Below are 336 nucleotides of genomic sequence, written 5' to 3' on the forward strand. Positions count from 1 at the left end.
GCTGTTTTGCCTTTCTATGGTGCTGTGATGACATTCGTGACTTATTCAGCGGGTAATCAAGGGTTCCTAATCACACTCGCGATTCTCTCTTTGTTGGTGCTGACATTAAAGTTCTCAAAAGCAAAGCTAGTGAGCCTTTGTTTGCAGCTTGGTATTTTATTGGTGTTAAGCTTTGCAGCAAAGACATTCCTTAAATCAAAAACGGAGAGTCCACGCCCATATACTGAGTACTTAGTTACCCAAGAAGTGGTTGATATGCCGGAGCTGTTTTATGAACTGCCACTAGAAGAAAAGAACGTGGCCATTGAGTCAGTAGAAGATAAGGTGAGCGAGTGG

At 42.9% G+C, this 336-nt stretch carries 1 pseudogene; it reads left to right on the forward strand.

Features of this window, described 5'->3' with window-relative positions:
- A pseudogene (locus AB4486_RS23995) lies at window positions 1-336 on the forward strand (phospholipid phosphatase); the annotation flags it as partial.

The organism is Vibrio sp. 10N.222.55.C6 (assembly GCF_041473395.1).
Lineage (GTDB): Bacteria > Pseudomonadota > Gammaproteobacteria > Enterobacterales > Vibrionaceae > Vibrio > Vibrio crassostreae_C.